The organism is Streptomyces sp. CAU 1734 (assembly GCF_039888735.1).
In the GTDB taxonomy this organism is placed as follows: Bacteria; Actinomycetota; Actinomycetes; order Streptomycetales; family Streptomycetaceae; genus Streptomyces.
In genome coordinates, this window is record NZ_JBDQQP010000001.1 from 746,004 (window position 1) to 770,672 (window position 24,669).

Here is a 24,669-nt window from a genome sequence, read left to right on the forward strand (position 1 = left end):
CGGTTCAGGAGGTGAGCGAGGCCATCCACGCCTCGACCTCGTCGGCCTGCCGCGGCAGATTCGCCGAGAGATTCCGGTTCCCGTCCGCGGTGACGAGGATGTCGTCCTCGATCCGGACGCCGATGCCCCGGTACTCCTCCGGCACGGTCAGGTCGTCGGCCTGGAAGTAGAGCCCCGGCTCCACGGTCAGGCACATGCCCGGCTCCAGGGTGCCGTCGACATACGCCTCGGTCCGCGCCGCGGCGCAGTCGTGGACGTCCATGCCGAGCATGTGACCGGTGCCGTGCAGCGTCCAGCGGCGCTGGAGACCGAGCTCCAGCACCCGCTCCACCGGACCTTCGAGCAGACCCCACTCGACGAGCCGCTCGGCGAGCACCCGCTGCGAGGCGTCGTGGAAGTCCCGGAACTTCGCGCCCGGCTTCACGGCCGCGATACCGGCCTCCTGCGCGTCGTACACGGCGTCGTAGATCTTGCGCTGGAGCTCGCTGTACCGGCCGTTGATCGGCAGGGTGCGGGTGATGTCGGCGGTGTAGAGAGTGGTGGTCTCCACACCGGCGTCGAGCAGCAGCAGATCGCCCGAGCGGACCGCGCCGTCATTGCGCACCCAGTGCAGGGTGGTGGCGTGCGGACCGGCCGCGCAGATGGAGCCGTAGCCGACGTCGTTGCCCTCGACACGGGCCCGAAGGAAGAACGTTCCTTCGATATACCGCTCGCTGGTGGCCTCGGCCTTGTCCAGGACCTTCACGACATCCTCGAAGCCGCGCGCCGTGGAGTCGCAGGCCTTCTGGAGCTCGCCGATCTCGAACTCGTCCTTCACCGCGCGGGCCTCGGAGAGGTAGACGCGCAGCTCCTCGTCCCGCTCGGCGGTGACCTTGTCGGTCAGTGCCGCCTCGATGCCCGCGTCGTGCCCGCGCACGTTCCGCACCGGGCCGGTGGCCTCGCGGAGCCGGTCGGCGAGCTCGCGCACATCCTCGGCCGGAATGCCCAGCAGCCGCTCGGCCTCGGTGAGGGAGTGGCGCCGGCCGACCCAGAGCTCGCCCTGGCCGGAGAGCCAGAACTCGCCGTTCTCCCGGTTGGAGCGCGGCAGCAGATGGATCGTGGCCCGGTGCCCGTCGGCGGTGGGCTCCAAGACCAGGACGCCGTCCTCGGTCTGGTCACCGGTGAGGTAGGCGTACTCGGTCGAGGCACGGAAGGAGTACTCCGTGTCATTCGACCGGGTCTTCAGCTTTCCGGCGGGGATGACCAGCCGCTCACCCGGGAAACGGGCGGAGAGCGCGGCGCGCCGGGCGGCGGTGTGTGCCGCCTGCGCTATCGGCTGGAGGTCGTGCAGTTCGGTGTCGGCCCAGCCGCCCGCCATGTTCTCGGCGAGCTCGTCGGACACATCCGCGTACAGGCCGTTCTTGCGCGGCTTGATCGGCTGCTCTTCTTCTTCCGGGGTACTCGGGTTGAGTTCCTCGGTCACGTCTGCCTCCTCGATACAACACTGGACCGGTTTCCATCGTATGTGTGGAGCGAGGACGACCCCACGAGATGTGAGGAGTGAGACATAACAGGACGGACCGTCCGGGCGTATGAAACGTGTGCGATCCCGGAGGAATGTGTGCGATCTCAGTCGAAACGGGCCGCGAGCAGAACCACATCCCCGTCCGGCACCTGCCGGGACACGGGCCCGGTACGGGAGGCACCGGTACGGAAGGAGCCGGCCCGGCCGCCGTCGTCACCGAGTGACACCTCATCGTCATCGTCCGGCCCGGCGCCCGCCCCCTTCTCCCTCGTCTCCGCCATGACGGAGGCCGTGGCGGTGGCCGCGGCTGTCGTCGTCGTCCAGTCGGATGTCTTCCCGTCCGGCCACCCGGGAAGCATCACCCGCAGCACATGATCGGCGACCGCCCCCGGATCCTCCCGGGCGGCCCTCGGCACGCTCGCGGCGGCCGAGTGCAGCCGTGCGAAGGCCCGGTCCATGGGCTCGCCGGTACGCCGCAGCAGGCCGTCGGTGTAGAGAAGCACCGTTTCTCCGGGCTCGGGACGGAGCTCCACGCTCGGCGCCTCCCAGCAGGCCAGCATCCCCAGCGGGGCGGAGAGCGAGGTCTCGACGAACTCGGTGCGCCGCTCGCCGATCACCAGCGGCGGCGCATGCCCCGCCCCGGCCAGCACCATCCGTCCGGCCGCCGGTTCCGCGTAGGCGAAGAGCGCGGTGGCGGTCCTGGCCGGTTCCGTCAGCCGCAGCAGCAGCTCCAGATCGGAGAGCACGGCGACCGGATCCTCTCCCTCCATCACCGCGTACGCCCGCAGGGAGGCCCGCAGCCGCCCCATCGCGGCCAGCGCGCTCGGCCCGGAGCCGCTGACCGATCCGATGGCGAGCCCCAGCGAGCTCTCCGGCAGCGGCAGCGCGTCGTACCAGTCGCCCCCGCCGTACGGGCCGGTGCGGTGCCGGACGGCGAGCCGGACCCCGGGGATCCGGGGCAGCCTGCTGGGCAGCAGTTCCCCGGCGACGATCGCCACCGTCTCCCGGGCGTGCTCCAGCTCCAGCAGCCGGGCCAGATGGTCGGCCGCGTACCGCATGTAGCGGCCCACCAGCCGGCGGCGGCGCTCGGGCGGAACCGCCGGTTCGTCGAACATCCAGACCGCCGCGCCGAGGACGCCCGCCGCCGCGGACGCCAGCGGCGCCGTACAGGTCGCGGCGTAGCCCAGCCGCCCGGCGACCTCGCGGTGCCGGGGGTCCAGGGCCGGATCACCGGGCAGATCGGGATGGAGGTCCGTCTCCTCGCCGAGGGTGCGGAGGTCCAGAATCCGGCCGTACGCGGTGGTGGCGCGCGGCACGGTGGAGAGCAGTCCCACCTCCGCGTGGGTGAAGCCGAGTGCCCTGGTCAGAGCGGGTCCGTGGTCCCGGACGAAGCGGTCGTGCCCGGTGGACGGGGAGTCCGGTACGGGTTCGAGCGCCACCATCCCGCGCCGCGCGCCGAGCAGGGCGGCACCGGCTTCCAGCACTTCCCGGAGGGCGGCGTCGAGGGAGCGGGTTCCGGCCAGCCGCTCGGTCATCTCCTGGAGGACGGAGAGCGCGGTGACCCAGTCGGCGAGCCGGTGCTGGAGGGCCGCCCGGGGAGGGGTGCCGCTGCCCGGGGCGCCGGTGCGGGGCTCTGTTTCCGTATCGGCTCCGGGCTCCGGGGCGGTGCCGGTCGCGGAGTCCGTTCCGGGCTCCGGCGCCGTTCCGGTTCCGGTTGCCGTTCCGCATGCGGCCCGGCACTCGGTTCCGGCGCCGGCCGCCGCTTCGGGCCCGGCCCGCGGTGTGGTCCTGGGCATGGTCCCGAGCTCTGTTCCCGGCCCGTTCCCGGACCGCGGACCGGTTCGTACTCCTGTCCGGATCCCGGCGGGGGGACCGCCGGGCGCCGCTTCCGGCACCGCGCCGGCCGCCGCTCCGGCCAACCCGTCGGCGCTCCCGCCGCCACCGCTGTCCGCGGGGCCGCCGGCCGCCCCGCCACCGATCCCGCCGGGCGCTTCGTCGGAGGCGGGCGGCGAGATCGGGAGACCCGGAAGTGCGGCGGCAGTCTGCGGGGGATGAAGGACCGATGAATCGATTCCAGCCACTTTCGGCGGAGGAGGTGTGCTCATCGCGATCGGCTTTCCGCCTGGCGTGTTCCGCTCAATAGCATCGCAAACCCCATGCCATTCGTGTCATTCTGCGCGACTGACCATGGATCCACATCTACACGCAGATGGAAGGGGATGTCCAGCATTGGACCAGTGGGATTGATGGTGTCTGTGGGACCTTGAACCGCTCTTGAACCAATCTTGAACTTGGCTGAAAAATGGCCATGATGAAGGTCAATTGAGGTCGACTGAAGAAGTTCGGTAGTGGATCCCCGGTGGATCTCTCCGGGGCGGGACCCCGGAAGGCCCCTCGGCGGCAAGCGTCATACCAAACGTGGTGGGTACGTAAACAGTGATGGCCAGGGGCAATTGGGACCGCCCCGGAACCTGACGATCGGCTCCGGCGTCCTACTAGCCGAAAGCCGCGCCAGAACCTCAGCCAGATCCTTGCGCAGGCGAGGATGATCCCAGCAGGCGCGTACAGCAGCGCCGGGCGCGCGCCACCCATGGCCGCGCGTTTGACTGAGCAGAGCCCACGTTCGGCCCTCGGCGGCGATCCTGTCGCAGGCGAATCGGGGGCGCCCATGTCGCTGGCAAGGGCGGACACGCCGATCGGAACGTACTCGTACACCTGGTACTTATTTGTACGCACAGTGAAGAGCTACCCACATGGTGTGATGTGGACCTCGGCGTTCAACGGAAAGGAACGAGCGCTCATGCGCGAGATCCTCGGAAGGCGACGCAGGCTCGGGTTTCTGCGGCGGAAGGGCCCTGCACAGCCCGCACAGCTGGAAGCCGCGCTCACCTGCGCCACCGAGTGGCAGTGGCCCGTACTTCCCGGCGTCGGGCTGAAAGCGGCGGGCGGCCGGGGCGACCGGGACCGGGGCTGCGGCTGCCCGGACCCCGAATGCGCCGTTCCCGGCGCGCACCCCTTCGACCCCGGACTCCTCGCGGCCAGCACTGATGAACGAATGGTGCGCTGGTGGTGGAGCAATCGCCCGACGGCTCCGGTCGTCCTGGCCACCGGCGGGGCCGCGCCCTGCGCGGTGAGCCTGCCGGCGGTGGCCGGGGCCCGTGCCCTGGCGGTCCTCGACGACCTGGACCGGCGGATCGGCCCGGTGATCGCATCGCCCACTCGCTGGTCGCTGCTGGTCGCCCCGTACAGCCTCGAAGAGCTCGGTGAGCTCCTCTTCGCCAAGGACTGCGTGCCCAGTTCGCTGCGCTTCCACGGCGAGGGCGGCTATCTGGTGCTGCCGCCGTCGGAGACGGGGGCGGGGCAGATCCGCTGGGAGCGGGCACCCCTGCCCGGATCGGCCACGCCATGGCTGCCTCGGGTCGAAGCGGTGGTGGACGCGCTGGTCGAGGCGAGCACCAGCGCACCGGACGGCGGGAGCCGCCTCGCGTACTGAACGGCCCCGCCGGGCCTGAACCCGGCGGCCGGCACCGTACGCCCGGCGGAATGCTCCGCCGCATCTTCAGGTCAGTCCCTCGGGCCGGCCCTCTCACTCATCCGGGTGGGAGGGCCGGCTCTTGCCATGAGCGGCCCGGGCCCGTCGTGGTGCGGCGGCACCAGCCGGGAGTCCGGAACGGCGACGCGTCAAGAGCGGCAGGGAAGGCCGAAACAGGGCCTCCGGCTGGAGCGGCGCACAAGGGACACGGGGGCGCGCATGACGCCGGGGGCGCGGGGCGGTCCGGACCGCCGTGCCGGGGCCGTCCCTCCCCGGTGACAGCCATACCTCCCGGTCCAGGGCTGTTCCGCTCTGGCGATATGGGCCGGAACTCGCCGCTGCCGCGGCCCGCTCCACCTGCTTTTCCGCCCGCGACGAGGCTGCGCGGCGGGGTGGGGGAGGGGGCGTGATGCCCGGATGTTCTGGTTCTCATGACTACCGGAATGAATGACTCAGCCATGAAATTGAGTTCCGCGCTGTCACCGATGAGGTCACCGATGGACTCACCGATGGGCCGGTCCTGGCCGCCGGAGCGAGCAACTGCCCGGCTCCTTCTCCTTGCCCGGCCGGGGCGGGTGATGGGGCCGGTGAGGGTGGGACTTCCCGGGCGCCGCAAGGGTTTTCCCGGAGTCGGGCTCGGGGGTCGTGCGGGGAGGCGGGGAGGCTATTCGGCGCTGCGGGAGTTCGGTGAGTTCGCCGACTTCACGGCGGTGGGCCGGCGAGCCGGGGCCCGCCGTGGCCACGCGTCTCCTCGCCAACTGCCGTGCATGCGGCATGCGCTGACGGGCTGTCACCGGAGCGGGTCACTGAGTGGCCGGCCGGGAGGGCGCCGTGGAAATGGATGCGCCCGATCGCTGGCGACGGGGGATGCACCAGCGACCGGGCTTCTAGAACGGTAACAAGAGATCTGCGGTTCGCAAATTCGATCTCGGGTATTCGGACAGAGAATCAGCGACTCATAGAGTGAGTTGTGACTGGAGTCACTCGCCTATTCCAGCGATTCTGTTGAGGCTTGAAGCTCAAGAGCCCGCTAATCGACTCGCACATCCGGTCCGGGTTCGGCCGCACTGTCCTTCCGGACAGTCTTCCGCTCCGGGCCGCCGTACGGTCTCCCGGAGCGCCCTGCCGGTTCATATGCTGCTTTTTCCTGCCCGATCATTGTGGAAGTGGATATTCCGGGTGAACGGGAATCCGGCCGGGGCCGTGAAACCGGTCGGCCCGACAGGGGCGGGGTTCGGGGTTCGGGGTTCGGGCGGGGACGGGCGGGCCCGCCGGGAGGTTCCGGCCGGCCCGCCCACCGGCTCAGCTCAGGGTGACCTGGCGGTTGGTGAGCCCGCCCCGGGCCCGCCGCTCATCGGCCGAAAGCGGAACATCCGTGGCCAGCGCCTTCGCCAGCCGCTCGGCGAACTCCGCGGCGGGCTTCTCGCACTCCTCGGCACCCATGGCGCTCGGCAGGTCCCAGACCGGGACGACCAGTCCGTGCGCCCGGAAGGAGCCGACCAGCCGGGTCCCGTCGCCGAGCGAGGTGGCACCGGCGACATGCAGCCGGGCCAAGGCGTCCAGCAGCTTCTCCTCGGCGTGGGGCATGACCCAGCGGAGGTGGTTCTTCTCCGGGGTCTCGCACCAGTAGGCGGAGTCGACACCGGAGAGCTTCACGGTCGGAATCGCGGCGGAGTTCGCCCGCTCCAGCGAAGCGGCCACCTCGGGGGTCGAGTTCTCGGCCGTCTCCGGTACCCAGAATTCGAAACCGGAATGCACTTCCGGTTCGAATGCGGCGTCCGGGTCGAGCAGATCCTGGAGCCGGGGCCCATCGCTGCCCGTCCGCTCCCCGCTGACCGGATTGCCCGGCTCGGTGGTGAGCGCGCGGCGCAGGGTGTCGGCGAGGTCGCGGCTGAGGTCGCCGGAGGAGGTGTCGTTCTGGAGGCCGAGCAGTACGGAGCCGTCGTCGCGGCGGAGCGCGGGCCAGGCCATCGGCAGCACGGTCGCGAGGGTCACGGACGGCACCCCGTCCGGCAGCCCGTCCCGCAGGGTGAGCGGCACGGTGGCGGCGGGGACCAGCTCCCGCAGGGCGACCCAGTCGCACTCGCCGGCCAGTCCCTCGAAGGGGCGCTGGACCAGCTCGGTCACGGAGTGGGCGGCGGCCCGGCCGTGGCATGCCTTGTAGCGACGCCCCGACCCGCACGGGCAGGGCTCGCGGGCTCCCACCACGGGCACGGGCTCATGGGCACCGCGGGCCTGGTTGGGCTGAGGCTTCGATGCCTTGGTCTGGGGGCGCTTCTTGGCCATGATCCGGCTTCTCCCGATGTGCGGCGATGCCGCGCGCAGCGGGTCCTGCCGGCTGCCGCGGCGGTGCGGTGTCTGGGCGCGAGCCTAGTCGTCCGCTCCGCGCCGCCCGCCATGGCGTCCGGCGGCCGGGGTGTGTACAGATATATCAAGGTATGAGGCGTGTCCGGCGGGCGATGCGCCTGATGCACCCGACCCGATGCATTGGCTGTGCGCGGGCAACCGGCCGCGCCCGTGCCAGCGCCTGTGCCGGTATTCGGGGCCGGGTCCAGGGCCGGGGCCGGGCCTGTGTCCGGGGCCGGGCCGTTCTCCGTACTCGTACCCCGCCTCCGTGCCGTGCCCGAGGCCGGTGGCGCGTCTGCCCGTCGCGCTCACCCGGCCCGTGTGGTCCGGCACTGTGCGGCCCGTGCCCGTACGGCATGTGTCCGTAAGGCATGAGCCCGTGACCCCTGGACCCGGGCACTCCGTGCCCGTACGCCCGCGGGGCCCTGTCCCGTACGCTCCCCGGTACGGGACGCTGTCGGTCCGGCTGCCGCGTCCGCTCGTCCGAGCGCCTCAGCCGCGATCGTCGTACGCCTCCGCGAAGTTGAACCCGGGGCCAGTGACGCGCGTAGCGAAATTGCCGTGAGGATGCCCCTCATTGACGATCGCCCAGACGGTCACCTCGCCGGTCGTGCTGTCGCGTACGCCCCAGTCCTGTGCCAGGGCCGTGATGATGTTCAGCCCGCGACCGCCCCGGGCCGTGACCGAGGGCGTGGCCGGAACGGGCCTGGTCGGACCGCCTCCGTCCGTCACCTCGACCGTCAGCCGACCTGTCATGTCCACACGCCATGCGGCGCGAATATTTCCCTCTCCCACCTCCGCGTGGTCCAGCGGCCTGCCGTGCCGGCAGGCATTGCTGAGCAGTTCGGAAAGGATCAGAACCGCATCGTCGACGACTGATTCCGGCATTCCGCTGCGGCGCAAATCCTTCCGCATGCGACGCCTCGCCTCGCCCACGCCCGCAGGACCATGGGGTACGGCCATGCTCGACGACGTGGGCACTTCCTGTGCCACCACCAACGCCACCCCCGAGACCTCCTTTGCCCCACGCCACCGTGTGAATGCCCCAATGGACTGGACCGGAAACCGTTCGGCAACGTGCCAGTGACGCGCGTACGACGCCCGAGTACGGAACGAACGCGCCGGAGCACTCCCTGTCATGGGCGGGCCGGGGCCGGCGGCGGGCTACAGGCGCCCGAGCTGGGCGAGCACCTGCCGCGGCCGGTTGGTGATGATCGCCTCCACCCCGAGCTCGGCGCAGAGCTCCACATCCTCCGGTTCATTGACCGTCCAGACGTGTACACGGTGGCCGGCCCGGTGCAGCCGGGCGATGTAGCCGGGGTGGGCGCGGACGATCCGGATCCCGGGCCCGGCGATCCGCGCCCCGGCGGGCAGCCGCCCGTCCCGCAGCCGCGGACTCACGAACTGCATCAGATACACGGTGGGCAGGGTGGGGGCCGCCGCCGCGACCCGGTGCAGCGAACGCGCGGAGAAGCTCATGATCCGTACGGAGGACTCGGCGGCCGATGCCGGTGAGTCCAGCCCGAAACGGCCGAGGAGGTGGAGCAGCCGCTCCTCCACCTGGCCCGCCCAGCGAGTGGGGTGCTTGGTCTCGATGGCGAGCTCGATCCGGCGTCCGGAGTCCGCGACCAGTTCGAGCAGCCGTTCCAGGGTGAGTACGGAGGTGAGGGACGGATCGCCCCAGTCGGGGCTCTCGGCGGAGTCCTCGTGCCCCTTCCACGTACCGAAGTCGAGAGCGGCGAGGTCCGCCAGCTCCAGCGCGGAGACGGCGCCGCGCCCGTTGGAGGTCCGATTGACCCGGCGGTCGTGGACACAGACGAGATGGCCGTCGGCGGTGAGACGCACATCGCACTCAAGAGCGTCGGCACCGTCGTCGATCGCCTTCATATAGGCGGCGAGGGTGTGCTCGGGGGCGTCCTCGGAGGCCCCGCGGTGGGCGACGACCTGAATGTTGTGCTGCCGTGCTTGGGTCACCGCGTCATGGTGCCACCGCGCGGGGGAAGGCGTGGAGTGCGGGACACGGCCAAAGGGGCCGCACTCCGGAGGTGCGTCCGTTTTGCCGGGAGTAAAGGATGGCCGGAACATGCACAGGTCCTGTTTACAGTGGCCTGACGAGCGGTGGGAAATGCTGTCCCCGGGACAATCCGGGAGGGCCCGGAGCAGCGGCACCGAGCGGATTCCGCCGAAGCGAACGATGGACCTTGAGGAGAGAGCTGTGAGCACCGAGAACGAGGGCAACGAGGGCACTGCGCAGCAGGCCGCCCCGTCCGTACCTCCCGTGCCGCCACCTCCTGCGCCGCCGGCGGCTCCCCAGGACGCGCCGGGGGCCGCTCCTGCCCCGGGGCCTGCTCCCACTCCCACTCCTGCTCCCGCTCCTGTTTCGGCTCCGGCCTCGGCTCCGGCTTCCGCTTCGGTCGAGGGCCATGGTGCGCAGTCGGCCGAGCCGGCCACCGCGCCGCTGCCGGGCGGCCCGGTTCCGCCGTCCGCCCCGCCCTCCCACCCCGCCCGGCAGCAGGAGGGCTGGCCGCCCGCTCCGCCCGCCCTCCCCTCTTATGGCACCGCCTACGGCACCCCGCAGCACGCCGCGTACGACAGCGCCCAGCCGAACGCCGCCGGGGTGGGCCCGGCCTGGGGAGCCCCCGTCCAGGTGGGCGACGCCCCCCGCCGCAAGCGCTCGGGCGGACTGATCGCGGCGGTACTGGTCGCCGCGCTGGTGGCCGGCGGCGTCGGCGGCGCCATCGGATACGTGGTGGCCGAGAACAACGACGACCAGGTCAATTCGACGACGGTGTCGGCCGCCGACACCCCGAAGGACCTGAAGCGGGCGCCGGGCACGATCTCGGCCGTCGCGGCGAACGCCCTCCCGAGCGTGGTCACGATCGAGGCGAACGCGAGCCGGGGCGGCGGCGGTGACGGCGGAGACATCGGCGGTGGCGGCGGTGAGCAGGAGGGCGGCACCGGCACCGGTTTCGTCTACGACCAGCAGGGCCACATCCTCACCAACAACCATGTGGTGGCCTCCGCCGCGGACAGCGGCACTCTGTCGGTGACCTTCTCCAACGGCAAGGAGTACGACGCCGAGGTGGTCGGCCGTGCCCAGGGCTACGACGTGGCCGTACTGAAGCTCAAGAGCCCGCCGCCCAAGCTGGCCCCGCTGCCGCTCGGCGACTCGGAGAAGGTCGCGGTCGGCGACTCGACGATCGCGATCGGCGCCCCCTTCGGCCTCTCCAACACGGTCACCACGGGCATCATCAGCGCCAAGAACCGCCCGGTGGCCTCGGGTGACGGCTCCTCCAACAGAAACTCCTACATGAGCGCTCTCCAGACGGACGCCTCGATCAACCCGGGCAATTCCGGCGGCCCGCTGCTCGATTCACGCGGCGCGGTGATCGGCATCAACTCGGCGATCCAGTCGTCCGGCGGCGGCTTCGGCCAGTCGCAGGCCGGCTCGATCGGCCTGGGCTTCGCGATCCCGATCAACCAGGCGAAGAACGTCGCCGAGCAGCTGATCAAGACGGGCGACCCGGTCTACCCGGTGATCGAGGCCACCGTCGACATGGCGGGCCGCGGCGAGGGCGCCCGCATCGCCTCCGAGGGCGCCGGCGGCACCGCGGCGGTCAAGCCGAACGGTCCCGCGGACAAGGCGGGCCTGAAGGCCGGCGATGTGATCACCGAGTTCAACGGCAAGCCGATCGACAGCGGCCCGGCCCTGATCGGCGAGATCTGGAACCACAAGCCCGGCGACACGGTGAAACTGACCTACGAGCGCAACGGCAAGCAGTCCACGGCCGGCGTCACCCTCGGCGAACGCAAGGGCGACAGCTGACCCCATCCCCCGCACTCCCCCACCCGGAGCGCCCCGGCGGAACTCGACAGCCGGTACGCTGTAGGCCGCTCCGTAGCTGATCGACGGGGCGAGGGTGGGTTGCCCGAGCGGCCTAAGGGAACGGTCTTGAAAACCGTCGTGGCAGCGATGTCACCGTGGGTTCAAATCCCACACCCACCGCCGGATGAGAGAAGTAGCAGATCAGAAGGGGCGCCCCGGATTCCGGGGCGCCCCTTCTCGGTTCACCTCGTCTCACTCTGATCCGGCCGTATCCCGGTGTTGACCAGCACGTGTGGCCAACCTGCGGCCAGGATCCGGCTTCGCCAAAGCGGTGTCGATCAGGCGGTCGGGTGGATGGGGGCCGGGGGACGGACCCCCGTCAGCTCTTCTGCTCGGCGGCGCAGGAGCGGAGCCAGCTCGCCGTACCAGCCGCGACCGACGGCTTGGAGCATCTCGGCGAGGGCGATCTGTTCGCCGATCCGGCCGGCGGGGGTGTCGAGAACGTCGGCGAACTCGGCACGGACGCGGTCGGCGACGGCGGGGACACGGAGACTGTTCACATAGAGCATCGCGGGGTCGTAGCCGACGGGAACGGCGCCCCAGCGCTCCCAGTCCAGGATGACGAGGGGTTCGTGGGTGAGATTGGCCCACTGGAGGTCGGCGTGCCCGGTGACGCGTTCGGTGATGGCCGGGGCGGGGATCCCCAGGAACTCGGGGAATACCCGGTCGGCCCAGGATTGGCGGATGGTCTCGCGGGGTGGTTCCGCGGTACGGAGAGCGTCCAGGCTCTCCCGCAGGGTCGTCCACCAGGAGTCCGGCAGGCCCGGATCCGCAGTGAGGTCGGGCGTTTCCGGAGAGATGACGGGCTGGGCGATGTAGTCGATCAGCTCTGCCTCGAAGACGTACTCGCCGCCGTCCCAGCGGTACAGGTCGTGGAGGTGAGGGCGGGACACCTTGTCGGACACCCGTTCCTCGGCGAGGGCGATCCCCTCGTTCCGGGTGGCGGGGGTCTTCGCTGCCTCGCCGCAGTGGACGCGGAGCCAGCGACCGCCTGTGGTGCGACTGCCGATGGTGCGGCCGAGCCATCCCCAGGCCGGCGCCCCCGCCGTCGTGGTGGACAGACGGGCAGCGGCGTGGGCCAGGGCGTCCGCCATGCGTGCCCTGGTGGTCTCATCCTTGGGCGAGTACATCGGTGACCTTCCTGAGGTGGCCCGGATCGAGCGGGGCGGCAGTGGTGGCCTTCGCGGCCGCCCAATGGTGGGCGGTGCCGGCAGACAGCAGTACCACGTCCAGGCTCGGGCAGGAGGCCGCAGCGAGAAGGCAGGCGGTGCCCGGCGAGGCTCCCGGGCGGATGAACTCTGCGAGTTCGGGCGTGACGAGGCCGGGCAGCTCGCCTCCGTGCAGAGGCGAGGAGCCGAAGGTGATCAGGCCCGCCGCGCGGGCCTCGACGAGGGGGCCTCTGCCGTCGAGGGCGAGGGTGATGGGCTCTGCCATGACGAGGCTGACCGGCTGTTGGACGGCCCGCAGATGACATCCACCCGAACCAGCGGCCTCGACGGCCAGGCCAAGGAGTTCGGGCACCGAGAAGGCGTCGTGCTGGAAGCCTGACCAGGTGGCCACGCCGTACCCGCCAATCCTTCCTGCGGCAGCGAACTCCTCCAGCACCGCGAACACGTCACGCAGTGCCGGATGCAGCTCCGTCGGACTGAGGCCGGTGTGCTCCGGGTTGTGGACGAACACGAGGTCGATCCGGCCGAGAGCGGCCAGGGACCTTTCCGTCTGCCAGCGGACGAATCCGGGGTCGAGGCTGTGCCCGTCCCGGACATGGGCGGCAGTGAGGAGCCCGGCCCGAAGAGCAGCCGAGCCCTCATCGGGGGTGAAGAAGCCCGTCTTCGTCGCCACCATGGCGCGTGGGTGTTCGGCGATGACGGGGCCGAGCACCTGGTGGGCACGACCGTAGCTGGGGGCGGTGTCGATCCACACGAGCCCGTCGGCGCACGCGGTGCGGGCCGCCTGTTCGACGGCGCGCACCCGGTACGTCCCCAGTCCCAGGGAAGCGGTCACAAGGGGGCCCCGACCACGGCGGCGGCTTGACCGGCAATCAGCGCGGAGACGACTTCCGCCACCTGTACGAGGGTGAGATCGGAGGCGGCGGCCAGCTCCGCCAGGGTGGCCGGCGGCCCACCAGCGAGGAGGTGGAGGACCGGGGCGACGGGGAGGGCGAAGGTCCACTCGTTCCCTGCCCCGGCGAAGGTTACGGCCTCGTCGTCCTGATCGATCCGGGCGCGGGGCACCGTGGCCTGCACGGTGATGCCCGGTTCGGGAGGAATGGAGGTCAGGTGGGGCAGCGACAAGCGCGGGCGCCCGGGGTGCGTCGCGTCCAGGTTCCCTTCCCAGCGATCGAGAACCGCAGGGTCGTCCAAGGCGGCCAGTACGTCCTTCCGCACGGCAGCCAGGTAGTCCGCCCGCTCCTCCGGGGTGCCGAAACGCGGTACGTCCGCCCGTACGGTCAGGCTGGCCCGCAGGCCGTCGCACAACCAGCCCAGGAATTCGGCGCCGGTCTGCGTGGCGAGTCCGAAGGTGAGGTGCAGTGAGGTGGTGCCCTGGTCGGCGCTCACGGCGTGCCACCAACCGCGCGGCAGATAGAGCACGTCGCCGGGCGTCAGCACGATGTCCGCGATCGGATCGCCCGTCGGGGCCTCCGGGACCTCCACGTCGCGCCAGGCGGGGGCCTGCCGGGTGGGGCCGTAGATCTTCCACCGCTTGGAGCCTTCGAGTTGGAGCACCACTACGTCGTGGTCGTCCCAGTGGGTGCCGAAGCCTTCCTCGGCGGTCCACGAGGCGTACGCGTTGACCTGCACGGGGGTGCGGAAGAACCGTTCGAGGCCGGCCGCGGCTTCGCGGACGGGCGGGTGGATCTGGTCGATCGCGTCGATGACGAGGGACGCGCCCTCGGCGAGCCGGGCGTGGAAGTCGGCAGGCCGGGGCTGGTACCAGGACACCCCGCGCCGGTTCGTGCGGAGGATGGAATACGCGGTGGCCGGGACAGCCTCCCCGGCACGCGAGAGCCGCATCCGGGGCGGTTCGAGCCGGTGAGCGGCCACGATCTCGTTGAGGTCGCCCCAGGTCAGTGGTGAGGGGGATGTGGTGCCGTCGGAGCGGATCACTTTGTGGGCCCGGAAGCACGTCTGGGCGAGGAACACGTCCCCGCCCAGACGCTCGGCCCACGATGCGGAATCAATCACCGTGGGTCTCCTCTGTCGATCAGGTGTCGTTCATGTCCGACTTGCCGCCGGTGTTGTCCGAGGCTTCCTCGGCACGCGAGCGGGCCGCCGCGATGCGGCGAACACCGATCAGCAGGCCACTGTTCTGCTCGGCGGGAGCGTTCTCGTCCATTCCGTACTCCTTTCTGATCTCGATGGATCCCGCCGGGGTCCCGGAGGGAAATCTGTGAGCCGGCTCCCGGGGCTTCCGGCTACGGCCCTGGTGACCACCAGGACGCTGACGGCGACGACGTACGGGAGGACGGCGAACTGCTGACGCCAGCCCCAGGGGACGCGTGCGGTCAGCCGTGTTCCAGGGTGGAAGGGGCCTCGGCGACCCACTCCACCCGACCGCCCTCCGGCCGGACGAAGACGGCGTTCTGCATGACGACGCGGGATGTGGGGTCCTCGAATTCGCCGATGAACTGGACGATGCCGGTGCGGCCGTTCAGCGGGTCGCGGATGCGGGTGCCCTCGCTGACCCAACCGGGCGCGGTCTGACGCTGACGAAAACGGCTCTGGTGGACACTGCGCCTCTCCTCGGTCCAGGTGTCGGGAACTGCACTCCGGGGACGCAGCGGGCCGAAGGTGTGACGTTGAGGACGGTCCTGAGACCCGCTGCGAAGGGGAGGCCGTCTCTCCGGGCGGCTGAGACCAGTCAACTCCGCTGGCCAAGCCCTCAACAGGGCATTCCACTAGGCACGTTGTAGGCACTCGGAAGGCAGATTCCGGCTACGATTTCGGCGCCCGGCTCGACCAGCGGACGGCGGGATGATGGCGAACGACGCTCTTCGCAGACACAGAAAATCCCAGCGATGGACTCAGACCCAGGTCGCGGAGCGCGTGTGCGTTCAGGTCCGGGCAGCCACCGGCCGCGATCCGGAGCTTGACGCGAACTGGGTCTCCCGCCTTGAGCGAGGAGCCATCACGTGGCCTTCCGGTGACTACAGGGCCGCCTTGTGCGCGGTGTTCCAAGTCGCCGGCGAAGAGGAGCTGGGCCTGTACCCGAAGGGGTCCGCCGCATCGGATGAAAGGCCGGCCGAAGAGGCTCCGTCCGATGATGTCCGATCCCTGGCGGCCGACACGGAGCTGTCAGCCCTGCTGGCTCGCCACGTGGCGGAGACCAACGTCAACGCGCTCGTACTGGAGCAGTTCGACGCTGATGTCGAACGACTCGCCCGGGACTTCGTCAGCCGCCCTCTGCCTCGCCTGATCCCCGAGATTCGCACGGCTCGGGGTGCGGTGTTCCGGTTGCTGGAGGGGCGCCAGCACCCCAGCCAGACCCGTCATCTCTACGTGGTCGCCGGGTGGTTATCCGGTCTCGCGGCGCATGTGTCGCTGGACCTGGGGGACCGCTCCGCCGCGGCTACTCATGCCCGCACCGTGGTGCAGTGCGCGGAGATCTCGGAGCACTCACCGCTACGCGCATGGGCACGGTCCTTCCAGTCCCTGGCCGCTTACTGGGCGGGGGACTACCGGCGAGCGGGAGACCTTGCACAGGCCGGACACAGCGAGGGGCGAGGCCCCGGCACGGGCACGATCAAGGCCCGGCTGCTGAGCTTGGAGGCCCGAGCCCGTGCGGCCGAGGGGGACAATCGCAGCGCGCTGCGGGTACTCGCGTTGGCACATGAGGCACGGAGCGCTGCGGGACCCGACGAGTTGCCCGGGGTCTTCTCGTTTCCCGAGGCCAAGCAGTGGGCCTACGCCGGTACCACCCTGTTGGCCGTCGGGGGCGACGAGCACACGCGGCAAGCCATAGGCGCTTCCAATCGTGCCGTGGAGCAGTACCACGCCGGGCCGGAGGGCGACCGCTCCCCCGGCGATCTGCAAGCCGCCCACCTGGACCTGGCCACGGCCTACCTTGCGAGCGGCCAGGTTGAGAGAGCCGGTGCGACGCTCTCGGAGGTGTTCACCGCCGAGGTGTTCACGGCGAGCATCACCATCAGGCTCCGCAATCTGGCCGCGCTCCTCGGAAGCGAGCCGTACCGTGGCGCACAGTCGGCAGTCGATCTCCGCGCGCACATCCACGAGGTGACCGTCCGGCCCGCTCTCGCCGGCAACCCCACGGAGCCCCGATGACCGTCCAACCCACGCCTGATCAGTTGGTCACCGACCGCAGCCTCCTTTCCACCAAGGCGTACGGCACGGGTCAGCACCTGGCCGCCCGCCAATCCCTCTACCAGTGGCAGACCCCCAGCCACGACCTGCCGGGCATCGTTGTGAACGAACTGGCAGGCGTACGCGGTGCGGTCGCGGACGTGGGGTGCGGAAACGGGAAGTTCGTCGCCCGGGTGCGGGAGGACCGTCCCGACTTGGTGGTGCTTCCCATGGACGTGTCGCACGGCATCCTCGGTGCCATTCCGGGGGCTCTTGTGGCGGACGTCCAACAGCTCCCCATCATCGATGGAGTCCTTGGTGCGGTTCTTGCGCTCCACATGCTGTACCACGTCGAGGACCAGGCCCAGGCCGTGCGGGAGCTGGGCCGTGTACTGGCGCCCGGCGGAATCGCGATCGTCTCCACCAACAGCAGGACCGACAAGCGGGAACTGGAGCACCTTTGGCGCCAGGCCGCGGGCGATGTCCTGGGCATCCAGGAGGGCCCGGCACGAGTGCAGCTCTCTGCTCGCTTCACCCTGGAGGACGCGCCCGCGATCCTCGGTACGGTCTTCAGCGAGATCCGTACGATCCCTCTGCCAGGAGTGATCAAGGTGACCGACGCTGAACCAGTCGTCGCGCACTTGGCCTCGTACGAAGCCTGGGCGGACAAGATGGGCGTCCCGTTCCGGGAGACGATCGAGCGCGCGCGGGAGCGGGTCAACGAGATCATCCGGGCAGAGGGCGCCTTCCGGGTCGCCTGCCTGGGCGGCATACTCGTCTGCCAGGGACCGGGCCGGTAGAAAGGGGCCACATTCGGGCCCAGCGGACCAGCTGTGGACCGCCGTCGGCGGCGAGGGACCCCGGGGACGGGGATCAGCAGGTCAGCCATGGTGAAGGCGCTTCTCGTAGCACCCTCTTGGAAACCGCCGTGGCGGCGGCGATGCCACCGTGGGTTCACACCCCGCACTCGCAAGACCGGCGCGGCCCTGTTTCGGGACCATGCCCTCCGCCTACCCGCTCGCGTGCGGTGCCCGCAAGGCGGCGGTCTGGGGGACACGGGATGAACCGGAGGCGGTATGCGGCCAGAGGGGTTTCCGGCGGGTATCGCGTGCGGGACAACAAGAGGCGCCGGTGGTGGGGCGATCACTGCGAGGTCTGTCCCGATGAACTGCTCGCGGCGCTGAACGGCGGGGCCGGCCACGCGAGGGTCACGGCTCTGCTCAAGAGGTACCGGGCCCTGGAGCGCTGAACCGTCCTGGCCCCGAGCGCCGTCACCGTCAGACCGAAGGGCGGGGGCTCCGTGTCCGCAGGCTGCGGGCCAGGAGGCCGAGGAGGGTGGCGTTGAGCAGGCCGGCCAGGGCCATGCCGGTGGAGAGGATCACGGGGCTCAGCCAGGCGAGCGAGGAGTCCGCATCGGGTGTCGGCACCATGAGGACGAGGGCGCTGAGCGGTGCCGTGGTCATGGCCGGCCAGATCGCGGCGAATCCCGGGTCCGGTGCCACGTACACGGCGTACAGGAGGAACACCAGGGAGGCCGCCACCACCGCCAGGTATGCGCGGGAGAGCCAGTTGTCCACTGCGGGTGCCGGCAGGGCACGGATCCTTCCCCGGCGGGGGGTCGCGGAACGCGTCATGTCTGTGGTCTTTCTGTGCGGCGTGCGGGGGAGAGGGGTCAGGCCGGCCGGGCGGTGCGGCGGACGTGGTCGGTCAGGGCGCCGAGGACAGCGGCGTTGACGAGGGCGCCCAGCAGGAGCCAGCCGGTGGAGAGGGCGAGGGTGAGCGCCCCGGTGAGCGTGCCGCCCCCGGCGCCGAAGGGGAAGGCCATCGCCATGGTGGACAGAGGGGCCGTGAGCAGCAGATGGACCAGGGCGTAGCTGCTCTCCGGGGCGAGGAACGCGACCGGGAGGGAGACGGCGAAGAGAGCCAGATAACCCCGGGAGAGCCAGTTGTCCGTGGCGAGCGCGAGGAGCCGGCGCAGGCGCGGCAGACGGCGGGGGCGGGAGGCGTCCGGCATCGCGGATCCAATCGGGTCGGTCCGTGGGGTGGGTGTTTCCACAGTGGACCGGGGGATGCGTTCGGACATGAGTACGGGTACTTATGCGGGTACTGGTGGTTTCGGGCAGTACTGAGGAGATGAGCCCCGGCACCGCCCCCGGCGCTGCCGAGCGGCCGGAAGCGGTGCGGAAATCTGCTCGCCGCCGCGGGCCGTGGTCCGTACCGTCGCCGGTATGAAGCTGCTCTCCGTCAATATCGGCAGACCGCGCCCCAATCCATGGAAGAACCTCGGCCTGACGGGCATCGACAAGCGGCCCGTGGAGGGCCCGGTGGCCGTCACCGCTCCCGGTCCCAGAGGCACCGGAGAGGTCGGCCTGGCCGGTGACCGGGTCTATGACATCAAGAACCACGGCGGCTCCGACCAGGCTGTTTACGCCTACGCCCGGGAGGGTCTCGATCTCTGGGACGCCGAGTTGGGCACTTCCCTCACGAACGGCGCCTTCGGCGAGAACCTCACGACCCTGGGGATCGATGTCAATGGCGCGCTGATCGGTGAGCGCTGGCTGGTCGGGCCGGACGTCATCCTGGAGGTGTCGTGTCCGCGGGTTCCGTGCGGCACCTTCCAGGGCTGGCTGGACCAGGCCGGCTGGATCAAGAGATTCACCCGGGCGGCGCGGCCGGGTGCGTATCTGCGGGTGGTGGAGCCCGGTGAGATCCGGGCCGGCGATCCGGTCGGCATCGTGCACCGGCCCGGCCATGACGTGACGGTCGCGCTGGCCTTCCGGGCGATGACCCTGGAGCCGGATCTGTTGCCGAGGCTGCTGGCGGCCGACGCGCTGCCGGAGGAGGAGCGGGAGCTGGTCCTCCGGCGGACCGCCGGGCGGGGCTGAACTCCACAAGACCCCGGCCGCCCCCCCCCGGAGAAGTACGAGCCGCGAGCCCCTCCGAGCCGGGAGAAGCACGAGCCGCGATCACGGCGCCGGCCCGGCGTCGTGATCGCCCCAGTGATCCCGTTCGCCTCCTTTGGTCCCGCGCGTTACGCTTATCGAACAGAGATTCGAAGAGCTTTTCGGGGTGATTCGTACGAGACGGACAGAGGGGGTCCTGGCTGGAGGTGCGGCATGGAGGGTTTTACGCATCTGCATGTCTCGTCCGGCTACTCGACCCGCTATGGCGCCTCCCACCCCCATGACCTGGTCCGGCGGGCGGCCGAGCGCGGCATGAGCGCGCTCGCGGTGACCGACCGGGACGCGGTCACCGGCGTTGTGCGGTTCGCCAGGGCCGCCCGGGCGCAGGGAGTGCGGCCGGTGTTCGGTGTGGATCTCGCCGTCGACCCGGTCTCTCCCGTACGGGAAGGGGCCGGCGCGCCCCGGCGGCGTACCCCCGTGCGCGGCGGCGCCCATGTGGTGGAGCCGCCGCTGCGGGTCACCCTGCTCGCCCGGGACGGGCAGGGGTGGGCCGCGCTGTGCCGGCTGACCTCGGCCGCGCATGCCCGGCCCGTCGGCGGATACCCGGTGCTGTCCTGGGACGCCCTGCGGCGCTTCGCCGGACAGCGCCCGGCCGGCACCGCCGGTTCGGCCGGATCCGTGGGGCTGGTCGCGCTGCTCGGGCCGCTCTCCGAGCCCGTCCGCGCCCTGGCCGCCGGGCGCCCCGACATCGCCGGACGGCTGCTCGCGCCCTGGCGGGAGATCTTCGGGAGCTCGCTGCGGCTGGAGACGGTGTGGCACGACCGCTCCGCCCCCGGTGCCGAGGGGGCGGGCCCCGTGTCCCGGACAGGGTTCCGGGCCGCTCCCCCCACCGGCCCCGGCTCGCTGTGGCTCGCCGCGCGGACGCTCGCCTTCGCCGACCGGGCCGGGGTGCCCGCCGTCCTCACCAATGCCGTCCGGTACGCCGACCCCGGCCGGCACCGCCTCGCCGATGTCCTGGACGCGGCCCGGCTGCTCCGGCCCATCGACCGCCGCCGTCTCGACTCGGGCCAGCGCTGGCTCAAGGGCCCCGCCGCCATGCGGGAGGCCGCCGAGCGGATCGCGGCTGCCGCCGGATCCGGCAGCCGCCGGGCGCTGCGGCTTCTCGCCGAGACGGTGGAGACCGGCGAGTCCTGCCGGGTCGATCCGGACATCGATCTCGGAATGGGGCGGCACCACTTCCCCGAGCCGCACACCGTCGGGGCGGCGGACGCCTCGGACGCCGCCCGGGTGCTGCGCGAGCGCTGCGAGGCGGGTCTGGTCCGCCGGGGTCTCGACCGGGACCCCGCCGCCCGGGCCCGTCTTGAGCAGGAACTCGCCCTTATAACCGAACTGGAGTTCGATACATATTTCCTGACCGTCGCTCAGGTGGTCGCCGATGTACGGGACATGGGCGTACGGGTCGCCGCGCGCGGCTCCGGTGCCGGGAGCATGGTCAATCACGTCCTCCACATCGCCACCGCGAACCCGCTGGACCACCGGCTGCTGTTTGAGCGTTTCATCTCCCGGCGCCGTGGCGGTCTGCCCGATATCGACCTGGATGTGGAGTCCGCCCGCCGGCTGGATGTCTATGACCGGGTCATCGAACGCTTCGGACGGGACCGGGTGGCCATCACCGGGATGCCCGAGACCTACCGCGCCCGGCATGCGCTCCGCGACACCGGTCTCGCCCTCGGGATCGCCCCAGCCGAGGTCGACCGGATTGCAAAATCGTTTCCTCATATCCGCGCGTCGGACATCACCGCCGCTCTCGCCGAACTGCCCGAGCTGAAGCGGCTGGCCGCCGGCGCCGCCCCCTACCGGCTGCTGTTCGAACTCGCCGAAGGGCTGGACGCACTGCCCCGGGGCATCGCCATGCACCCCTGCGGAGTGATCCTGACCGACGCCTCCCTGCTGGGCCGGCTTCCGGTCCAGCCGACGCCGACCGGCGGCTATCCGATGGTCCAGGCGGACAAGGAGGACGTCGAGCACCTCGGAATGATCAAGCTGGACATCCTCGGGGTCCGGATGCAGTCGGCGATGGCCCATGCCACCGCCGAGATCGAACGGGCCACCGGCCGCCGGATCGATCTCGACGACGCGCGGCAGGTGCCTCTGGACGACCACTTCGCCTTCAAGCTCATCCAGGCGTCGGACACCCTGGGCATGTTCCAGCTGGAGTCGCCCGGCCAGATGGATCTGCTCAGCCGGCTCCAGCCCCGCGATCCGCAGGATGTCATCGCCGACATCAGCCTCTTCCGGCCGGGTCCGGTGGCCGGCGGGATGCCGGAGCAGTACATCGCCGCCCGGCACGGCGGCGCCCCCGTCCACCCGCACCCCGACCTCGAACCCGTGCTCTCCGACACCTACGGGGTGGTGATCTGGCACGAGCAGATCATCCAGATCATCGCCACCATGACCGGCTGCGACCCGGAGATGGGCGATTACGCCCGCCGCGCGCTCAGCGACCGGGAACGGCTGCCGCGCGTCCGCTCCTGGTTCCGCCAGCTGGCCGCCGCCCGGGGCTACCCGCCCGCCGTGGTGGCCGAGGTCTGGAAGACCGTCGAGGCGTTCGGCGCGTACGGATTCTGCCGCGCCCACGCCGTCGCCTTCGCCGTCCCCGCCCTCCAGTCCGCCTGGCTGAAGGCGCACCATCCGGCCGCCCTGTACGCGGGGCTGCTGGAGCACGACCCCGGAATGTGGCCGAAACGGGTCATCGTGGCCGACGCGCGGCGCCATGGCATCCCCGTACTCCCCGTCGACATCAACCGCTCCCGCCCCACGCACACCATCGAGCGGACCCCGGACGGCATCTGGGGGGTGCGGCTGGCGCTCTCCGGGGTGCGCGGTATCGGCGAGGACGAGGTCACCCGTATCGCGGCCGGCCGGCCCTACAGCTCCCTTCCCGATTTCTGGCAGCGGGCCCGGCCCCACCGGCCGACCGCCGAACGCCTCGCCGATATCGGTGCCCTGGATCCGGTGCGCGGCGATCTCACCCGCCGGGATCTGCTGCTCCGGATCGCCGAACTCCACCGGCAGTACCGGGGCCGCCCGCTCGGCGACGGGCAGCTTCCGCTGCACACCGGCGAACTCGCCGGAATGTCCCGTACCGGGCTGCCGGAAATGACCGGCCGGGAAGCGCTCAGCGCGGAACTCCAGGTGCTCGGCATCGATGTGAGCCGGCATCTGATGGACCACCACCATCAGCTGCTGCGCGAACTCGGGGCCACCGACGCCGGACATCTGAACGGGGTACGGGCAGGGCGCACCGTACTGGTCGCCGGGGTGCGCGCCGCCACGCAGACCCCGCCCATCGCCTCGGGGCGGCGGATCATCTTCGTCACCCTCGACGACGGCTCGGGCCTGGTCGATCTCGCCTTCTTCGAGGACAGTCACGACGCCTGTGCGCACACCGTCTTCCACTCCGGACTGCTGCTGGTGCGCGGAACCGTGCAGCGGCGCGGGGAGCGGGCCACGGTCGTGGGGACGATGGTGTGGGATCTGGAGGCGCTGGCGGTGGCCCGCCGCGACGGCGGGCCCGAGGCCGTGCACCGGCTGCTGGGGCCGGCGACGGCGCACCAGCGCTCCGGTCCGGCGGCCGGCCGGCGCGGTCCGGCGGCGGGCCCGGCCCGCCCGCGCCGGGTGATTCCCCGGGAGACCGGGGCGAGTCTGCATCCCTGGGCGGATCTTCAGCCCGCCGGTGACCGGGCGGCTGATCCGAGGGCGCTGGGCGCTGTCTCCGTTGAGCCGGGCGGCGGGAGGGAGCCGGGCGGCGGGAGGGAGCCGGGCGCCGGGAGGGAGCCGGGCGGCGCGGGCCCGGCGGCCCGGACCGGGCACCGGTATCCCGATCCGTATCCGCATTCGCATTCGGGACAGGAACTGGGGCCGGGAAGAGCGGGATTCGCCGACCCGAAGGCCGTGGATCTGAAGTCCTTGGGATACACCAGCCCCGGAAGCGCCGGGTGACCCGCGATGTCCTTTCCGTACACGGTCGCTTCGGTCGCTCTTCCGCCTGCGCCCTCTTCAACTCCCCCTGACCCGGGGAGGTTTCCGGCCTCGGAGACCTCCCCCGGGATCCGCGGCGGGGGTGCGTCAGGGCGCCGCAGGCACATCCTGCACATCCACTACCACCTGGGCCATTACCCGGGGGAGGGATACGACCCCGACCTGTACGAGCGTCTGATCGAGCAGCTCCACACCTTCAGCCCCCGCGTCCAGGCCCTTCCGCCCATGGCGGCCGACTGCGATGTCACCGGAGCGCTCCGCTACTTCCGCCGGGAACCCCGGGAACTGGCCCGGGTGATCAGCATGCGCGCGCTCGCGCTGTACGGAGTGGACACCAGCATCGGGTCCGCGGACAACCGGCTGCTGGCGGCCATGGCGGCCGACGCCACCCCGCCGGCCGGGATCACCCATCTCGCCCCGGACGCGGTCCCGGCCTTTCTGCGCCCTCGGCCCGTCGGTGCGCTTCCCGGTGTCGGCCCCTCGACGGCCGGACTCCTGGTCCGGCACGGTCTGCACACCATCGGCGCCCTCGCCGACACCCCGCTCGGCACCCTCCAGCGCCTGCTCGGCAGGGCACAGGGCCGTCTGCTCCACGAGCGCGCCCACGGCCTGGACGAACGCCCGGTCACCCCGCGGGAACCCGCCCGTTCGTGCGGTGCCGACCACGCGTTCGGCCACGATGAACTCGACCCGTCCCGCCACCGGCGGGCGGTGCTCGCCCTCGCCGAACAGCTCGGTGTACGGCTGCGGTCGGAGCGGCGGATCACCCGCCGGCTCCAGCTGACCATCCGCTACGCCGATCGCACGACCACCACCCGGGCGCGCGCGCTGCCCGAGCCGTCCCATCACGGTGGCGCCCTGATCCGTACCGCCCATGAGCTGTACGACAGCCTGGGACTCCAGCGCGCCCGGGTCCGGGGGATCGCGCTGCGGGCCGAGGAGCTTCAGCCCGCGGAACACGCCACCACCCAGCTCAGCCTCGATCCCGCCGATGAGCGGGACCGCCGTATCGAACACTCGGCGGACCGGGCCCGCGACCGCTTCGGACCCGGGGCGGTCCGGTCCGCCGCGCTCGCCGGGATGCGGCTCCCCGCTGAACGGCCCTCCTCTTCGGCGTGACAAAGGAGGGGAGGGGAGGGGAGGGGTACGGCCGGGGG

General features: G+C 71.3%; 20 protein-coding genes and 1 tRNA gene. 9 read left to right on the forward strand and 12 right to left on the reverse strand.

From position 1 onward, the window contains the following. Positions 1-4: 4 nt before the first annotated feature. A complete protein-coding gene (locus tag AAFN69_RS03110; protein ID WP_347726645.1) occupies positions 5-1,462 on the reverse strand; it encodes an aminopeptidase P family protein in 1,458 nt (485 codons plus the stop codon). Positions 1,463-1,608: 146 nt separating this feature from the next. Further along, on the reverse strand, positions 1,609-3,300 hold the full coding sequence (locus AAFN69_RS03115; protein ID WP_347726646.1) for a PP2C family protein-serine/threonine phosphatase: 1,692 nt from the start codon (positions 3,298-3,300) through the stop codon (positions 1,609-1,611). A 1,004-nt stretch (positions 3,301-4,304) separates the two neighbouring features. Between AAFN69_RS03115 and AAFN69_RS03120 the strand changes: the two genes are divergently transcribed. Next, on the forward strand, positions 4,305-4,997 hold the full coding sequence (locus AAFN69_RS03120) for a bifunctional DNA primase/polymerase (RefSeq protein ID WP_347726647.1): 693 nt from the start codon (positions 4,305-4,307) through the stop codon (positions 4,995-4,997). Positions 4,998-6,338: 1,341 nt separating this feature from the next. Here the strand turns inward: AAFN69_RS03120 and AAFN69_RS03125 are convergent. From AAFN69_RS03125 to AAFN69_RS03135, 3 genes are all read right to left on the reverse strand, one after another. Next, positions 6,339-7,322, reverse strand: coding sequence for a DUF5926 family protein (locus tag AAFN69_RS03125; RefSeq protein WP_347726648.1), 984 nt, complete (start codon positions 7,320-7,322; stop codon positions 6,339-6,341). A 552-nt stretch (positions 7,323-7,874) separates the two neighbouring features. Beyond that, positions 7,875-8,387 carry an ATP-binding protein gene (locus AAFN69_RS03130; RefSeq protein WP_347726649.1) on the reverse strand — a complete coding sequence of 171 codons (513 nt, stop codon included), beginning with the start codon at positions 8,385-8,387 and terminating at the stop codon, positions 7,875-7,877. Positions 8,388-8,546: 159 nt separating this feature from the next. Beyond that, positions 8,547-9,356, reverse strand: coding sequence for a glycerophosphodiester phosphodiesterase (locus AAFN69_RS03135; protein WP_347726650.1), 810 nt, complete (start codon positions 9,354-9,356; stop codon positions 8,547-8,549). A 241-nt stretch (positions 9,357-9,597) separates the two neighbouring features. Between AAFN69_RS03135 and AAFN69_RS03140 the strand changes: the two genes are divergently transcribed. Further along, positions 9,598-11,208, forward strand: a complete 1,611-nt coding sequence (locus AAFN69_RS03140) for a trypsin-like peptidase domain-containing protein (protein ID WP_347726651.1) — start codon at positions 9,598-9,600, stop codon at positions 11,206-11,208. Between the two features lie 93 nt (positions 11,209-11,301). Then, a tRNA-Ser gene (locus AAFN69_RS03145) sits at positions 11,302-11,388 on the forward strand. Between the two features lie 158 nt (positions 11,389-11,546). Here AAFN69_RS03145 and AAFN69_RS03150 read toward each other — a convergent pair. The 5 genes from AAFN69_RS03150 to AAFN69_RS03170 form a co-directional block, all read right to left on the reverse strand. Further along, a complete protein-coding gene (locus AAFN69_RS03150; RefSeq protein ID WP_347726652.1) occupies positions 11,547-12,398 on the reverse strand; it encodes a hypothetical protein in 852 nt (283 codons plus the stop codon). Continuing rightward, positions 12,379-13,272 (reverse strand): aldo/keto reductase, encoded by an 894-nt coding sequence (locus tag AAFN69_RS03155; RefSeq protein WP_347726653.1) that lies wholly within the window; start codon positions 13,270-13,272, stop codon positions 12,379-12,381. Before AAFN69_RS03155 ends, AAFN69_RS03150 begins: the two co-directional genes overlap by 20 nt. After that, positions 13,269-14,453, reverse strand: a complete 1,185-nt coding sequence (locus AAFN69_RS03160; RefSeq protein ID WP_347726654.1) for a cupin domain-containing protein — start codon at positions 14,451-14,453, stop codon at positions 13,269-13,271. The genes AAFN69_RS03155 and AAFN69_RS03160 overlap by 4 nt, the downstream gene beginning before the upstream one ends. A 19-nt stretch (positions 14,454-14,472) precedes the next feature. Beyond that, entirely contained in the window at positions 14,473-14,604 is a 132-nt protein-coding gene (locus AAFN69_RS03165; protein WP_347726655.1) for a hypothetical protein, read from the reverse strand. Positions 14,605-14,773: 169 nt separating this feature from the next. Beyond that, positions 14,774-15,133, reverse strand: a complete 360-nt coding sequence (locus tag AAFN69_RS03170) for a hypothetical protein (RefSeq protein ID WP_347726656.1) — start codon at positions 15,131-15,133, stop codon at positions 14,774-14,776. Positions 15,134-15,242: 109 nt separating this feature from the next. Between AAFN69_RS03170 and AAFN69_RS03175 the strand changes: the two genes are divergently transcribed. The 3 genes from AAFN69_RS03175 to AAFN69_RS03185 all read left to right on the forward strand — a co-directional run bounded on the left by AAFN69_RS03175 (position 15,243) and on the right by AAFN69_RS03185 (position 17,817). Then, positions 15,243-16,550 (forward strand): helix-turn-helix transcriptional regulator, encoded by a 1,308-nt coding sequence (locus AAFN69_RS03175; RefSeq protein WP_347726657.1) that lies wholly within the window; start codon positions 15,243-15,245, stop codon positions 16,548-16,550. After that, positions 16,547-17,368 carry a class I SAM-dependent methyltransferase gene (locus AAFN69_RS03180; RefSeq protein ID WP_347726658.1) on the forward strand — a complete coding sequence of 274 codons (822 nt, stop codon included), beginning with the start codon at positions 16,547-16,549 and terminating at the stop codon, positions 17,366-17,368. The genes AAFN69_RS03175 and AAFN69_RS03180 overlap by 4 nt, the downstream gene beginning before the upstream one ends. 260 nt (positions 17,369-17,628) lie before the next feature. Further along, on the forward strand, positions 17,629-17,817 hold the full coding sequence (locus AAFN69_RS03185) for a hypothetical protein (protein WP_347726659.1): 189 nt from the start codon (positions 17,629-17,631) through the stop codon (positions 17,815-17,817). Positions 17,818-17,845: 28 nt separating this feature from the next. Here the strand turns inward: AAFN69_RS03185 and AAFN69_RS03190 are convergent, their stop codons facing one another. Together AAFN69_RS03190 and AAFN69_RS03195 are read right to left on the reverse strand one after the other, a co-directional pair. Continuing rightward, positions 17,846-18,202, reverse strand: coding sequence for a hypothetical protein (locus tag AAFN69_RS03190; protein ID WP_347726660.1), 357 nt, complete (start codon positions 18,200-18,202; stop codon positions 17,846-17,848). A gap of 38 nt (positions 18,203-18,240) precedes the next feature. Next, positions 18,241-18,582, reverse strand: coding sequence for a hypothetical protein (locus tag AAFN69_RS03195; RefSeq protein WP_347726661.1), 342 nt, complete (start codon positions 18,580-18,582; stop codon positions 18,241-18,243). A gap of 214 nt (positions 18,583-18,796) precedes the next feature. On the opposite strand from AAFN69_RS03195, the gene AAFN69_RS03200 reads away from it, so the two are divergent. From AAFN69_RS03200 to AAFN69_RS03210, 3 genes are all read left to right on the forward strand, one after another. Next, positions 18,797-19,453 (forward strand): MOSC domain-containing protein, encoded by a 657-nt coding sequence (locus AAFN69_RS03200; RefSeq protein WP_347726662.1) that lies wholly within the window; start codon positions 18,797-18,799, stop codon positions 19,451-19,453. A 231-nt stretch (positions 19,454-19,684) separates the two neighbouring features. Further along, a complete protein-coding gene (locus AAFN69_RS03205) occupies positions 19,685-23,473 on the forward strand; it encodes a DNA polymerase III subunit alpha (protein ID WP_347726663.1) in 3,789 nt (1,262 codons plus the stop codon). Between the two features lie 6 nt (positions 23,474-23,479). Then, positions 23,480-24,631 (forward strand): hypothetical protein, encoded by a 1,152-nt coding sequence (locus AAFN69_RS03210; RefSeq protein ID WP_347726664.1) that lies wholly within the window; start codon positions 23,480-23,482, stop codon positions 24,629-24,631. Positions 24,632-24,669: the final 38 nt, after the last annotated feature.

Bases quoted from the DNA above. Each gene is read 5' to 3' on its own strand.
- AAFN69_RS03120 (WP_347726647.1), top strand. From the start codon at position 4,305: ATGCGCGAGATCCTCGGAAGGCGACGCAGGCTCGGGTTTCTGCGGCGG.
- AAFN69_RS03185 (WP_347726659.1), top strand. From the start codon at position 17,629: ATGAACCGGAGGCGGTATGCGGCCAGAGGGGTTTCCGGCGGGTATCGC.
- AAFN69_RS03125 (WP_347726648.1), bottom strand. From the start codon at position 7,322: ATGGCCAAGAAGCGCCCCCAGACCAAGGCATCGAAGCCTCAGCCCAAC.
- AAFN69_RS03175 (WP_347726657.1), top strand. From the start codon at position 15,243: ATGATGGCGAACGACGCTCTTCGCAGACACAGAAAATCCCAGCGATGG.
- AAFN69_RS03195 (WP_347726661.1), bottom strand. From the start codon at position 18,582: ATGCCGGACGCCTCCCGCCCCCGCCGTCTGCCGCGCCTGCGCCGGCTC.
- AAFN69_RS03200 (WP_347726662.1), top strand. From the start codon at position 18,797: ATGAAGCTGCTCTCCGTCAATATCGGCAGACCGCGCCCCAATCCATGG.
- AAFN69_RS03180 (WP_347726658.1), top strand. From the start codon at position 16,547: ATGACCGTCCAACCCACGCCTGATCAGTTGGTCACCGACCGCAGCCTC.
- AAFN69_RS03165 (WP_347726655.1), bottom strand. From the start codon at position 14,604: ATGGACGAGAACGCTCCCGCCGAGCAGAACAGTGGCCTGCTGATCGGT.
- AAFN69_RS03150 (WP_347726652.1), bottom strand. From the start codon at position 12,398: ATGTACTCGCCCAAGGATGAGACCACCAGGGCACGCATGGCGGACGCC.
- AAFN69_RS03190 (WP_347726660.1), bottom strand. From the start codon at position 18,202: ATGACGCGTTCCGCGACCCCCCGCCGGGGAAGGATCCGTGCCCTGCCG.
- AAFN69_RS03205 (WP_347726663.1), top strand. From the start codon at position 19,685: ATGGAGGGTTTTACGCATCTGCATGTCTCGTCCGGCTACTCGACCCGC.
- AAFN69_RS03210 (WP_347726664.1), top strand. From the start codon at position 23,480: ATGTCCTTTCCGTACACGGTCGCTTCGGTCGCTCTTCCGCCTGCGCCC.
- AAFN69_RS03115 (WP_347726646.1), bottom strand. From the start codon at position 3,300: ATGCCCAGGACCACACCGCGGGCCGGGCCCGAAGCGGCGGCCGGCGCC.